The following is a 12137-nucleotide window of genomic DNA, read 5'->3' as shown; positions in this document are numbered from 1 at the left end:
GGCACCGGCTGTGTGATGCTGGGGCGATGCTTCGACGCCTCGGGATCGCCACAGCCACCCTGCTCCTGCTCGCGGCCGCAGCGCCCGGCGTACCGTCCTCGGCCGCGCCGGCGCCGGCCCACAAGGGCGCCGTGCTCGGCAAACGGGTGCTCGGCGAGTCCGTGGACGGCCGCAAGATCATGGCCTGGCACCTCGGCGAGCCGGGGAAGCCCAAGGTGGTGCTGATCGCCGGCATGCACGGCAACGAGATGGCGCCCCGGCAGATCCTGAAGACCCTGCGCGACGGCGACCAGATCAACGGGGTCAACCTCTGGGTCGTCCCGACCTACAACCCCGACGGGGCCGCGGCCGGCACCCGCAAGAACGCCCACGGCGTGGACCTCAACCGGAACTTCCCCTACCGCTGGACCGACCTGGACGGCGGCTATGAGTCCGGCGCCAAGGCGGCCTCGGAGCCGGAGACGCGCGCGATGATGAAGTTCCTCCGCGACGTCCGCCCGAAGTGGATCCTCAGCTTCCACCAGCCCCTGCACGGGGTCGACACCGACACCAAGCGGCCGAAGTTCGCGCGCAAGGTCGGCCGGCACCTCGACCTGCCGGCCAAGAAGTTCACCTGCGGCGGTGTCTGCCACGGGACCATGACGATGTGGTTCAACCACAAGTTCGCCGGCACCGCGCTGACCGTCGAGTACGGCCAGTCCCCGCCGCGGCGCCTGATGCGGGTCCGGGCGCCGCGACAGGTGCTGTCGATCTGGGGTGCCTGGCGGGGCCAGTACGGCGTCGGCCAGGGCGGCTGAGGCGCGCGCCCGCGTCGGTAGCGGTGAGTGGGCCACCGTTTCGGGTGCGGATGGGGTGGCTGGCTCACCGCCGGCGGCCGCGTCCGCCGGGTGGCGGTGGGTGGGCCACCGTTCCTGGTGCGGATCGGGTGGCTGGTTCACCGCTGGCGGCCGCGTCCGCCGGGTGGCGGTGGGTGGGCCACCGTTCCCGCAACGGATGGGGTGGCTGGTTCACCGCTGGCGGCCGCGTCCGCCGGGTGGCGGTGGGTGGGCCACCGTTCCTGCAACGGATTGGGTGGCTGGTTCACCGCCGGGTGTTGGGCCCGCCGGGTCGCGGTGAGTAGTCCACCGTTCCCGGAACCGAGTGCGTGGCTGGTTCACCGCCACCCCTCCGCCATGACCGGGCGGGTCAGCGCCCCTGGAAGACCGGCTTCTCCTTCGCCACGAACGCCGCGACCGCGGCCCCGTGGTCCTCGGTGGCGCCGGTCTTCTGCATCATCGAGCTCTCGAAGACCAGCGCCTCCTCGAAGGAGTGCCCGGCGGCGTAGGCCACCGACTGGCGCATCGCGCCGAGCGCCACCGTCGGGCCGGCCGCCAGCCGCTCCGCGACCGCGCGGACCTCGGCCGCCAGCTCGGCGGCCGGGACCACCTTGGTGGCCAGCCCCAGCTCGGCGGACTCCTCGGCCTTCAACGTGCGCGGGAAGTACAGCAGCTCCAGCGCCCTGGCCCGGCCGACCAGCTGCTGGAGGTGGTAGCTCGCACCGGTGTCGCAGGACAGCGCCACGTTGGCGAAGGCGAGGTTGAAGCCCGCGGTGTCGGCGAGGATCCGCAGGTCGCAGGCGAAGGCCAGGCTCGCGCCGGCGCCGGCGGCCACGCCGTTCACGGCCGCGATGACCGGCTTGGCCATGCCGGCCAGCGTGGTGACGATCGGGTTGTAGTGCTCGTCCACGGTCCGGAAGAGCGACTCGCTCGACTCGCTGCGCAGGATGGCGATGTGCTCCTTGAGGTCCTGCCCGGTGCAGAACGCCCGCCCGGTGCCGGTCAGCACGACGCATCGCGCGGCCGGGTCGTCCGCGACCTGGCGCAGGACGTCGAGCAGCATCTCCTTGGTCGCGCCGTCGAGGCTGTTCATCGCGTCCGGCCGGTTGAGCGTGATCGTGGCGATCCCGTCGGTCAGGTCGAGGAGCACCGGCTGGTCGGGGGCGGGGGAGTCGTCGGTCATGGGGGGCAGTCTGCCGGATCGCCGGAGGGTCAGGAGTCCAGGCAGCGCGCCACGAACCGGTCCGCGGCGGGCTTGAGCCGCTCCGCCTCGACGGCGAACAGCTCGGCCGCCGGCCGGCCCGGCCAGTCCGCCGGGAGCAGCGGGTCGGGCAGCCCCGGGTCGGCGAAGAGGAACTTGCGCCACTCGTGCACGAGCTCGAAGCGCGCCGCGAACGCGCCCTCGTCCTCCGTGTGGTGGGCGTCCAGCCGCCGGGTGATGAGGTCGCCGGCGCTGTTGAGCCAGTCCTCGTACGCCGCGCGCAGGGCGCCGAGGTCCCAGGCCTCGACGGGCGGCGGGTCGAACTCGACGGCCCGCGCCGAGCGGGCCCGCGCCCCGCCGCGCTCCAGCACGAACGCGAGCTCGGTGCGCACGAAGGGGCTGACCCAGACGTTGTCGGCCAGCTCGGCGTACCCCACGAAGCCGAGGTCCGCACGCAGCCGGTGCCGCGCGCTGCGGTCGTCCGGCGGGGTCACGAAGACGAGGTGCCAGGTGCCGTCCCACGCCCGCTCGGTGCGCCGGTAGATCCGGTCGGCCGCCTCGTCGAGGCGCCGGGTGGCCCGCTCCGTGGCGCGGTAGCCGCGGCCGCCGTCGACCGGGACCGGCTCGAGCCAGCCCTGCATGACCATCCGCGAGATCGCGGTGCGGACGGCGGGGGCGGCGATGCCCACCGGGTCGAGCATGCGCACCAGGGCCGCGACCGGAGCCTGGTTCCCGCGGGCGCGCAGGTGGTCGCCGTACACGTCGAAGAGTGCCGAGCGGGCGTGCATGAATGGAGTCTGCCAGCCCTTGCCGGTGAGGGTGCGGAACGACAGGTACAGGCCTGTGGTCCGAGTCACGGGCGGGATAGGGGATAATGGTCGCCGGTACGGCGTGCGGGGTCGCTCTGACCTCGCCTGCTCGAGAACAGCAACAGGAAGAGGTGCGCGGATGGCGGCGATGAAGCCGCGGACGGGCGACGGTCCGCTGGAGGTCACCAAGGAGGGTCGCGGCATCGTCATGCGCGTCCCGCTCGAGGGTGGTGGCCGCCTCGTTGTCGAGCTCAACGCCGAGGAGGCCGGCGCTCTCGGGGATGCCCTCAAGGACGTCGTCGGCTGAGGCCGGCTCCAGCCCGTGAGCACCCCTGACACCCTGACCACCCTTCCCGCCCAGGTATCGCCGCCCGAGTTCGCACTCAGCGCGGTGCCGCCGCACGCCATCAACGGAGCCGAGGTGCTGGCGTTGCCGGTGCTGCCCGGCGACGGTCCGGGCGCCGGCGTCCTCCTCGGGCCCGGCGCCGACGAGGTCGGCGAGCAGCTCGGCACCGATCTGCTCGCCCTGCTCGAGCTCAGTGCCGCCACCGGCAAGGCGGGCGAGGTCACCTCGCTGCCGGTGCCGTTGGGCGGTGCCGACAACGAAGCCCTCCGCTGGGTGCTGCTGGTCGGCATCGGCGAGCAGCGACCGATCGACTTCCGGCGCGCCGGAGCCGCCCTGGCCCGGGCCACCAAGGACCGCTCCGCGGTGGCCACCTCGATCCCGGCCCTGGCCGGGCCGGGGGGCCTCGAGGCGTTCGTCGTCGGGGCGATGCTCGGCTCGTTCTCCTTCCACTGGCGCTCGGTCGGGCCCGAGCACGTCCCGGTCGAACGCATCGTGCTGGCCGGCATGCCGGACGCGGACGGCCTCCGCGCCGAGCTGCAGCGGGCGATCGCCCTCGGCGGCGCCGGCTGGCGCTCGCGGATGCTGGCGACCGTGCCGTCCAACCTCAAGAACCCGTCGTGGCTGGCCGACCAGGCCCGGGAGCTGGCCGGGGAGTGCGCGCTCGACATCACCGTGTGGGACGAGAAGAAGCTCGCCGCAGAAGGGTTCGGCGGCATCGTCGCGGTCGGCCAGGCCTCGGCCACGCCGCCGCGGCTGATCCGGCTCGACTACACGCCGGACAACGTCGGCCGTAAGACGCCGACCGTGGTCCTGGTCGGCAAGGGCATCACCTTCGACACCGGCGGCCTCTCGATCAAGCCCGGTGAGGCCATGGTCAACATGAAGCGCGACATGACCGGCGGCGCCGTCGTGATCGCGGTCATGGGGGCACTGCGGACCCTCGGCTGCCCGGTGCGGGTGGTCGGCCTGATCGCCGCCGCGGAGAACGCCGTGAGCGGCAACGCCCTGCGCCCCGGCGACGTGGTCCGCCACTACGGCGGCCGCACCAGCGAGGTCACCAACACCGACGCCGAGGGGCGGCTGGTGCTGGCCGACGGCATCGCCTACGCCGTGGACAAGATCGCTCCCGCCGTGGTCGTCGACGTCGCCACGCTCACCGGGGCCATGAAGGTGGCACTGGGGCAGCGGGTCGGCGGCTTCTTCGCCAACCACGAGGGCCTCGCCACCGCGCTGGCCGAAGCCGCCGAGGCGGCCGGAGAGCCGCTGTGGCGCTTCCCGCTCGCCGACGTCTACGAGGAGAAGCTGCGCTCGAGCGTCGCGGACGCCGACAATGCCCCGGGCGGGCCGGGTGCGATCACGGCCGCGCTGTTCCTGCAGCACTTCGCCGGCGACGTGCCCTGGGCACACCTCGACGTCGCGTCGGTCGGTGACTCGCCCAAGGAGCACCACGAGTGGACCACCGGGCCGACCGGCTTCGGTGCCCGGGCGCTGCTGACGTGGCTCGGCAGCCCCGACCCCCTGGAGGTGCTGGGATGAAGGGGCTCACCGTCCGCTGGTCACTGACCGACGCCCCCGACGGCGTGGAGCAGGAGCTGGCGTCGTACGTCGAGGGCACGTCCCACGCGAAGTTCACCGGGATGGCCGGGCTGCGCTTCAAGACCTGGCGGATGCGCGCCGCGGAGTGGTTCGAGGGCTGCTACGTCTTCGCCACCGACGAGGCCCGGGCCGAGTTCCAGGCGACCTTCACGGCCGGCGCCGCGGAGGCGCCCGGCTCGAAGATCGTCGGCAGCGCGCCGGTGCTCATCGAGGAGTGCGACATCGTCGCGGTCGCCGAGGGCTGGGACGGCTTCGCGGCGGCTGCCCGCTACTGACCGGCGTCGGGGTCGCTGCCCCCGGGCCGTCAGGCCTCGGGGGACCACTCCTTCTTCGCCACGAGCAGGCCGTCGCCCACGGGCAGCAGCACGGACACCAGGTCGTCGTGGTCCATGACCGCCCGGCCGAGGTCGCGGATCGCCACGGTCTCCTCGTCGCGCTGGGCGGGGTCGGCGACCCGGTCGTGCCACAGTGCGTTGTCGAAGGCCACCACGCCACCGGGGCGCAGCAGTCGCAGCGCCTCCTTGAGGTACGCGGCGTACTCCCGCTTGTCACCGTCGCAGAAGACCAGGTCGTAGTGGCCGTCGGTGAGCCGGGGCAGCACGTCGAGCGCCGCCCCGGAGATCGTGCGTGCGCGCTGGGCCGGGATGCCGGCGTCGGTGAACGACTGGCGCGCCAGGCGCTGGTGCTCGGCCTCGATGTCGACGGTGGTCAGGACGCCGTCGGCGCGCATCCCACGCAGCAGCCACAGGCCGGACACGCCCGTGCCGGTGCCGATCTCCACCACGGCGCGAGCGTCGAGGACCGAGGTCAGGAAGCGCAGGGCCGCGCCGCCGCCGGAGCCGATCGGCACGACGCCGACCTCCTCGGCGCGGGCCCGGGCCGAGGCCAGCGCCTCGTCCTCGGCGACGAACCCCTCGGCGTAGGACCAACTCGCGGGCTTGATCGGGGTGGTGATGGTGGCCTCCTGGGTCGGACGCCGTCCGGGTGGACGGACGGCGTGGCGGCCCCAACCGTATCGTGAACAGCCGGTCCCGCCGGGGGAACAACACAGCGGGTCACGCCCGGGAACACCGACCGGGCACCGGTCGTTGTCCGGTTCGAGGGTGCAGCCCAGCTCCCTCAGCGGGAGAGGACACCACTCACAGGGTTCTCTCAGCCAGGTTTCCTACGGTGGAAGGGTCAGGACGCTGTTCCAGAGACACGTCGGATCGAAGGCGCGCCCGGCGCGCGGCGAGGAGTACCCGGTGGACGCTGAGGTCGAGGGCGTGCGCGACGGCCGGCAGGACGGCGTGCCGACGTGGGACGAGATCGTCGAGCAGCACTCCGACCGGGTCTACCGGCTCGCCTACCGCCTGACCGGCAACCGTCCCGACGCCGAGGACCTCACCCAGGAGGTCTTCGTCCGGGTGTTCCGGTCGCTGTCGACGTACACGCCCGGCACCTTCGAGGGCTGGCTGCACCGGATCACCACCAACCTCTTCCTCGACCAGGCCCGCCGCAAGCAGCGGATCCGCTTCGACGCGCTCTCCGACGAGCGCGCGGACCGGCTCACCAGCGCCTCGCCCAGCCCGGACATGGCCTACGCCGACCAGACCTTCGACGACGACGTGGAGCGCGCGCTCGCGACGCTGCCGCCGGACTTCCGGGCCGCCGTCGTGCTCTGCGACGTCGAGGGCCTGTCCTACGAGGAGATCTCCGAGATCCTCGGTGCCAAGCTCGGCACCGTCCGCTCCCGCATCCATCGCGGCCGGGCGATGCTGCGTGCCGCGCTCGCGCACCGCGCCCCGAGCGCCGGGCGCGCCCGCTACTCCGGGCCCGCGCCGATGTTCTCCGGCCAGGGGTGGGGCACGTGATCGGTCACCTCGGCTCCCGCGTGAGCGCGCTCCTGGACGGCCAGCTGCCTCCGGACGAGGCCGAGCGGGCCTGGGGGCACGTGCACTCCTGCCACGCCTGCCGGGACCTCGTCGAGCGCGAGGGCTGGGTGAAGACCCGGCTGGCCGGACTCTCCTTCGGCAGCACCTCCGCCCCCGACCACCTCAAGGGGTCGCTGTTGGGCAGACCCGCCGGGGCGACCCCCGGTGACGCCTACCTCGCCCTGCACCGCACCGAGCAGTCGTCGCGCCGCAACACCGGCCTGGTGGCCATCGGCGGCGGCGCCGTGGGTGCGGCGGTGATGGGAGTCCTCGCGCTGGGGGTCGCGCCGGCGGACGCCCCGACCATCGACCGGCGGGCCCCCGTGACCCAGCTGGTCACCCCCGCGCAGGCGCCGCGGCTGCTGTCGCCGACGTTGGGCCCGAAGCGCGGCTCGATGCTGACGCCGGTGGACAGCCCCAGCCGTCCCGCGCGCACCCCCTGACCGCCCGGATTTCGGGTGGGGGGTCAAGATAGGCGCGTGAACGAGCACGACGAGGGCCGCGCGCCCGGTGGCGACGCGGGAGCGCCGGACCGGCCGGGTGATCCCGAGGACAGTGAGCCCACCAGGCCGTTGGCCTTCGGTCGCCCCGCCGAGCCCGCCCCCGCGCCCTCGTGGGTGCCGCCCACCTCCCAGCCACCCCCGGGCCGCTGGCCCGCGTTCCCGCCGCCCGGCACCCAGCCGATGCCGATGTCCCAGCCCCGGCACGCGACGCCGCGGGGCCGGGTCCCCGGCTGGCTGTGGCCGGTCGTGGCCGCGCTGGCGCTGGTCGTCGGGGTCCTCGGCGGCGCCCTCGGCGGCGTCGCCTACGAGCGGATCGCCAACGACCGCGGCCCCGGCACGGTGAGCAAGGGCCTCGACGGCGTCGACACCGTGTCCCTGCCGCCCCTGTCCAGGGCCGACGGCTCGGTCGAGGCGGTCGCGCAGGAGCTGCTGCCCAGCACCGTGCAGATCTCCGCGGAGTACGGCGGCCAGAAGGGTGGTGCGACGGGTTCCGGCTTCGTCCTGGACCGGCAGGGCCACGTCATCACCAACAACCACGTGGTGGCCGAGGCGGCCTCCGACGACGGCCCGATCGAGATCGTCGACCAGGACGGCAACCGCTTCGACGCCACGCTGGTCGGGCGCAGCCCGGTCTACGACCTCGCCGTGCTCTACGCGCCGGAGGCCAGCAAGCTCAAGCCGGCCTCGCTCGGCTCCTCGCAGGCGCTGCGGGTGGGTGAGGGCGTCGTCGCGTTCGGCTCGCCGCTCGGGCTGAGCTCGACGGTGACGGCCGGGATCGTCAGCGCCCTCCACCGGCCGGTGACCACCGGCGACACGGCCAACGACTCGTCGTACATCAACGCCGTCCAGACCGACGCGGCGATCAACCCCGGCAACTCGGGCGGCCCGCTGGTCAACCTGCGTGGCCAGGTCGTCGGCGTGAACTCCGCGATCGCGACGACCGGCGGTACCGGCGAGGCCGGCAACATCGGCGTCGGGTTCGCGATCCCGATCGAGCAGGTCAGGATCACCGCCGACCAGATCCTGCGGACCGGGGAGGCGAGGTACCCCGTGATCGGGGCCAAGGTCCAGACCGTCCAGGAGGACGGGACCGGCGCCGAGATCAGCGAGGTGCTCGACGGCACCCCCGCCGAGGCGAGCGGCCTGGAGAAGGGCGACGTCGTCACGGAGGTGAACGGTGAGCGGGTCACCGACGGGATCGCGCTGATCGTGGCGATCCGGGCCCACCAGCCGGGGGAGACCCTGAAGTTCACCGTGCTGCGGGACGGCCAGGAGCGCACCGTCTCGGTCACCCTCGACTCCGAGGTCGGCTGACGGCTACTCGGGCCGCGGCTCGGCCTCCACGTAGGGGTGCTCGTCGACGAACGTCCGGGTCTCGGCGTACATCCGCTGGATGAACTCCTCCAGCTGCGCCGACTCCACGCGCCACTGGCCCCGGCCGCCGATCTTGATCGCGGGCAGGTCGCCGCGCCGGACCAGGGCGTAGACCTGGGCGCTGGAGGTGTTGAGGACCTCCGCCACGTCGGCGAGGGTCAGGAAGCGGGGCGTGCCGGACATGCGCACATCGTCCCACCTCGACCCCGCCGCGGCGCCGGTGCCACGGCGACTGTGGAGAACCGGATGACCGCGAGGCCCGCGAACGGCATCATGGGCGCGTGGCCACTGACCTCGGGACGTCCACGACGGCGCCGACCCCACCCGCGACGCGCGCGACGACACCGGGTTGGCGAGATCCCCGGCTCTGGGTCGGGCTCCTCATCGTGGCCGTCTCGGTGGTCGCGGGCGCGCGCCTGCTGAGCGCCGCGGACGACACGGTGCCCGTCTGGTCCGTGGCCACCGACATGGGGGCTGGTGACGAGGTCGGCGCCGACGACCTGGTCGCCGTGCGCGTCCGGTTCGCCGACGCGAGCGCCCTGGGCGGCTACTTCACCGCCGACGACGAGCTGCCGGCCGACCTCGTGCTGACCCGCGGCGTCGGCGCCGGCGAGCTGTTGCCGCGCGCCGCGGTCGGGTCCGCGGCCGACGGCGACACGCTGCAGGTGCCCCTCGCCGTCGACACCGAGCAGGTCCCTGGCTCGGTGCGGGCCGGCTCGGTCGTCGACGTCTACCTGGTGGCGTCGACGGTCGCGCAGACCGGCGACCCCCGGCCGACCGGCGCCCGGCTGCGGGGCGGTCCCGCGCTCTCGGCGGTGACCGTCGTCGACGCACCGCCGCTCCAGGAGAGCTTCGGCGCCACCGGCAAGCGCCAGCTGGTGCTCGCCGTGGCGGAGCCGGACGCGTCCCGGTTCTTCCGGTTGCTCGGCGCCTCGGAGAGTCCCGTCATCACCGTCGTACGCCGGGGCTGAGCCGTGGTCATCGTCCTGATCGTCGCGGCCGGAGCGGCCTGGGAGTCGCGGGCGGTCCAGCTGCTGGGAGCCCACCCCGGGATCGTCGTGCTCAAGCGCTGCGTCGACGTCGACGACCTGCTGGCCGCCGCCACGGCCGGGCAGGCCGGTGTCGCGGTGCTCGGGCTGGACGCGCCCGGCCTGGACCTCGCCGCCACCGACCACCTGCGCCGGCACGGCGTGCGCCCGGTCGCGGTGGTGCCGGGCGGCGCGCCCGCCGAGGCCGCGCGGCTGCGGGCCTCCCGGATCGGGATCCAGGTGCTGGTCGACGAGACCGACCTCAACTCGCTCCCGGCCGCCGTGACCTCGGTCGAGGCGGAGCCGCCGGCGATCGTCCCGGCGGAGGTCGCGAGCGTCCAGGACGGGGAGCCCTGGCTGCCGCCCGCGGTGGGGCCCGGCGGCCGGGTGATCGCGGTCTGGGGCCCGGGCGGGGCGCCGGGTCGCACCACCCTGGCCGCCGGGCTCGCGGCCGAGCTGGCTCGGCGACGGGTGCGCACGCTGCTGGTCGACGCGGATCCCTACGGGGGCGCCGTCGCCCAGCAGCTCGGCGTGCTCGACGAGGTGTCCGGCCTGCTCTCGGCGGCCAGGCTGGCGGCCTCGGGCCAGCTGGCGGAGCGGTTCGTGTCGGTGCAGCGCGGCATCGACCAGCACCTCTCGGTGATCACCGGCCTGCCGCGGCCGGACCGGTGGCCGGAGATCCGGGCGGGGGTGCTCGAGCACACGCTGGAGACCGCCCGCGAGCAGGGCCACGTCGTGGTCGACACCGGCTTCAGCCTCGAGGACGACCCGGGCTCGGACTTCGGGTCCCGGCCCGGACGCAACCAGATGACCCTGGCGGCCCTCGAGGTCGCCGACGAGATCGTCGTGGTCGGCAACGCCGACCCGGTCGGCCTGTCCCGGCTCGCGCGCGGGCTGGTGGAGCTGCGCGACCTCACCGGCGGGGCGCCGGTGCGGGTCGTCGTGAACCGGATGCGGTCCACCCTCGGCTGGTCCGACAAGGACATCGCCGGCATGGTCGAGGGCTTCGCCCACCTGACGGGGATGCACTTCCTGCCCGACGACCGGGCCACCGTCGACCGCGCCCTCGTGGCCGGCCGCACGCTCGTCGAGACGGGCGACTCGCCGCTGGCCCGGGCGGTGGCCGCGGTGGTCGACGCCCTCGCACCCGACACCGGCGCCCCGCCGGCTCCCGCCGACGGACGGGCCGGCGGACGGGCCGCTGCCCGGCCCGGCGGTCGGTTCAGGCGGCGAACAGCAGGTACAACCCGCCCACGGTGAAGGCGATCATCGCGAACAGCAGCGGCAGCTGGCCGGTCAGCTGGTGCCGCCTCGGCAGGATCCGCATCGCCCGGTCGTGGGCCGCGACGACGCCCACCACGTGACCGAGGACGACCGCCGCCACCTTGGTGGTCGCCAGCAGCGTGGGGTGGTAGGACAGCCAGTAGTTGACGCTCCAGTCGGCGGTCCCCAGCAGGTTGCTGCCGTTGCTCAGCGGGTCGCTGGCCTGGATCAGGGTCTGCTGGCCGACCTCGACGAGGTAGGTGAGGTAGTGGGCCACGATGTAGCCCACGATGATCGGCACCACCGAGTGGGCGAACTGGTTCGGCAGGTCGCTGCGGCGTACGCCGTCGACGACGCCGGTCAGCACGCAGCCGCCGGCGAACACCAGCCCGACCGCCACGCAGAACGCCAGCAGGGCCAGGTTGTTCAGCACGTTGGTCGACACGTCGGTGCCCTGCACGAACTTCACCCACGGCGTGGAGTCCTTGAACGAGTCGAAGGCCGTGCTGCCGAACAGCACGGCCACCACGGCCACCAGCCCCGGCCGCACGGGCACGGTGTCCAGGTTGGCCAGCGGGCTGCGGACCACCAGCAGGTCGCCGCGGCGGCCCCACACCGAGAGCTTGGCGACCAGGCTGGAGTACACCTCGAACGGGTCCGCCCGCGAGTAGAACCTGCTGCCGAACAGCGCGCCGCCCAGGAGCATCACCGCGACGTAGACCGCGCCCCACAGCCGCACCGGGCCGAGCTGGGTCGAGTAGGGGTAGACCAGCTCCATCCAGACGAACGCGAAGAGCCCGACCGCCGCCGGCCAGTAGCCCAGCCGTGCGGGGTAGTCGTAGAGGCCGCGGTCGGGGTCGCTGCCGGACAGCCTGGCGAAGGCGAGGTTGATGGTGCGGACCGGGCTGATCGCCTTCCAGACCGGTCCGAGGAGCAGCGAGAGCGGCACCAGGCCGACCCACCACCAGACGTAGAACATGCCGAAGACCGGGTTGGTCAGCAGGTCCTTGCCGAGGACCGCGGCGACACCGGCGTAGGCGAAGACGACCACCCCGACGACGCGCAGGGCGACCCGGAAGCCGGTGGAGTCGACGATTCGCGCGAGCCACGCCGGCGCCGGCCGGCCACTGGTGGCTTCGTCGTACCGCGGCCGGCGCCAGGCGACCGCGAGGACGGTGAAGGAGACCGTCAGCGCCGCCACCGCGCCGGCGATGGCCAGCTCGGGCGAGACCGGCAGGTCCTTGGCCCCGCCGATGCCGTGCGCGAGCGAGATCCCGTCCGGGGACACC

Annotated in this window: 14 protein-coding genes; 9 read left to right on the top strand and 5 right to left on the bottom strand. The window is 73.9% G+C overall.

Going from position 1 to position 12137, the window contains the following annotated elements:
* Positions 1 to 26 precede the first annotated feature (26 nt).
* Positions 27 to 797, top strand: coding sequence for a M14 family zinc carboxypeptidase (locus ABD268_RS21360; protein ID WP_344157456.1), 771 nt, complete (start codon positions 27 to 29; stop codon positions 795 to 797).
* 388 nt (positions 798 to 1185) lie between these two features.
* Here the strand turns inward: ABD268_RS21360 and ABD268_RS21355 are convergent, their stop codons facing one another.
* Together ABD268_RS21355 and ABD268_RS21350 are read right to left on the bottom strand one after the other, a co-directional pair.
* Positions 1186 to 1998 (bottom strand): enoyl-CoA hydratase/isomerase family protein, encoded by an 813-nt coding sequence (locus ABD268_RS21355; RefSeq protein WP_344157455.1) that lies wholly within the window; start codon positions 1996 to 1998, stop codon positions 1186 to 1188.
* A gap of 29 nt (positions 1999 to 2027) precedes the next feature.
* Complete coding sequence (locus ABD268_RS21350) at positions 2028 to 2873, bottom strand: PaaX family transcriptional regulator (RefSeq protein WP_344157452.1); 846 nt, start codon at positions 2871 to 2873, stop codon at positions 2028 to 2030.
* A 91-nt stretch (positions 2874 to 2964) separates the two neighbouring features.
* Here ABD268_RS21350 and ABD268_RS21345 point away from each other — a divergent pair, with 91 nt between their 5' ends.
* Genes ABD268_RS21345 through ABD268_RS21335 form a run of 3 tightly spaced genes read left to right on the top strand, consistent with a single transcriptional unit; the run spans position 2965 to position 5042 of the window.
* Positions 2965 to 3132 (top strand): DUF3117 domain-containing protein, encoded by a 168-nt coding sequence (locus ABD268_RS21345; protein ID WP_082574674.1) that lies wholly within the window; start codon positions 2965 to 2967, stop codon positions 3130 to 3132.
* Positions 3133 to 3147: 15 nt separating this feature from the next.
* Positions 3148 to 4707 carry a leucyl aminopeptidase family protein gene (locus ABD268_RS21340; RefSeq protein WP_344157449.1) on the top strand — a complete coding sequence of 520 codons (1560 nt, stop codon included), beginning with the start codon at positions 3148 to 3150 and terminating at the stop codon, positions 4705 to 4707.
* Positions 4704 to 5042: a hypothetical protein gene (locus ABD268_RS21335; protein ID WP_344157446.1), complete on the top strand. Its 339-nt coding sequence runs from the start codon at positions 4704 to 4706 to the stop codon at positions 5040 to 5042. The genes ABD268_RS21340 and ABD268_RS21335 overlap by 4 nt, the downstream gene beginning before the upstream one ends.
* 29 nt (positions 5043 to 5071) lie before the next feature.
* Here the strand turns inward: ABD268_RS21335 and ABD268_RS21330 are convergent, their stop codons facing one another.
* Positions 5072 to 5617: an O-methyltransferase gene (locus tag ABD268_RS21330; protein WP_425573779.1), complete on the bottom strand. Its 546-nt coding sequence runs from the start codon at positions 5615 to 5617 to the stop codon at positions 5072 to 5074.
* A 394-nt stretch (positions 5618 to 6011) separates the two neighbouring features.
* Here ABD268_RS21330 and sigE point away from each other — a divergent pair, with 394 nt between their 5' ends.
* Genes sigE through ABD268_RS21315 form a run of 3 tightly spaced genes read left to right on the top strand, consistent with a single transcriptional unit; the run spans position 6012 to position 8497 of the window.
* The gene (gene sigE, locus ABD268_RS21325) at positions 6012 to 6620 is read left to right on the top strand and encodes an RNA polymerase sigma factor SigE (RefSeq protein ID WP_344157443.1); all 609 of its coding nucleotides are present in this window, start codon (positions 6012 to 6014) and stop codon (positions 6618 to 6620) included.
* A 20-nt stretch (positions 6621 to 6640) separates the two neighbouring features.
* Positions 6641 to 7123, top strand: a complete 483-nt coding sequence (locus ABD268_RS21320; protein WP_344157440.1) for an anti-sigma factor family protein — start codon at positions 6641 to 6643, stop codon at positions 7121 to 7123.
* 36 nt (positions 7124 to 7159) lie between these two features.
* Entirely contained in the window at positions 7160 to 8497 is a 1338-nt protein-coding gene (locus ABD268_RS21315; protein ID WP_344157437.1) for a S1C family serine protease, read from the top strand.
* A 3-nt stretch (positions 8498 to 8500) separates the two neighbouring features.
* On the opposite strand, the gene ABD268_RS21310 is transcribed toward ABD268_RS21315, so the two are convergent.
* Entirely contained in the window at positions 8501 to 8740 is a 240-nt protein-coding gene (locus tag ABD268_RS21310) for a helix-turn-helix domain-containing protein (protein ID WP_344157434.1), read from the bottom strand.
* A gap of 98 nt (positions 8741 to 8838) precedes the next feature.
* On the opposite strand from ABD268_RS21310, the gene ABD268_RS21305 reads away from it, so the two are divergent.
* Both ABD268_RS21305 and ABD268_RS21300 read left to right on the top strand, forming a co-directional pair.
* Positions 8839 to 9528 carry a CpaB family protein gene (locus tag ABD268_RS21305; protein WP_344157431.1) on the top strand — a complete coding sequence of 230 codons (690 nt, stop codon included), beginning with the start codon at positions 8839 to 8841 and terminating at the stop codon, positions 9526 to 9528.
* Between the two features lie 3 nt (positions 9529 to 9531).
* Positions 9532 to 10845: a CpaE/TadZ family protein gene (locus ABD268_RS21300; RefSeq protein ID WP_344157428.1), complete on the top strand. Its 1314-nt coding sequence runs from the start codon at positions 9532 to 9534 to the stop codon at positions 10843 to 10845.
* On the opposite strand, the gene ABD268_RS21295 is transcribed toward ABD268_RS21300, so the two are convergent.
* Positions 10808 to 12136, bottom strand: coding sequence for a hypothetical protein (locus tag ABD268_RS21295; protein WP_344157425.1), 1329 nt, complete (start codon positions 12134 to 12136; stop codon positions 10808 to 10810). The two genes, ABD268_RS21300 and ABD268_RS21295, sit on opposite strands and share 38 nt — an antisense overlap.
* Position 12137: the final 1 nt, after the last annotated feature.

Source organism: Nocardioides koreensis (assembly GCF_039531775.1).
Classification (GTDB): Bacteria; Actinomycetota; Actinomycetes; order Propionibacteriales; family Nocardioidaceae; genus Nocardioides; species Nocardioides koreensis.
This window is presented reverse-complemented; position numbering and strand designations above follow the sequence as displayed.

Coding starts and splice junctions, on each gene's coding strand:
- ABD268_RS21360 (WP_344157456.1), top strand. CDS start 27: ATGCTTCGACGCCTCGGGATCGCCACAGCCACCCTGCTCCTGCTCGCG.
- ABD268_RS21355 (WP_344157455.1), bottom strand. CDS start 1,998: ATGACCGACGACTCCCCCGCCCCCGACCAGCCGGTGCTCCTCGACCTG.
- ABD268_RS21345 (WP_082574674.1), top strand. CDS start 2,965: ATGGCGGCGATGAAGCCGCGGACGGGCGACGGTCCGCTGGAGGTCACC.
- ABD268_RS21335 (WP_344157446.1), top strand. CDS start 4,704: ATGAAGGGGCTCACCGTCCGCTGGTCACTGACCGACGCCCCCGACGGC.
- ABD268_RS21310 (WP_344157434.1), bottom strand. CDS start 8,740: ATGTCCGGCACGCCCCGCTTCCTGACCCTCGCCGACGTGGCGGAGGTC.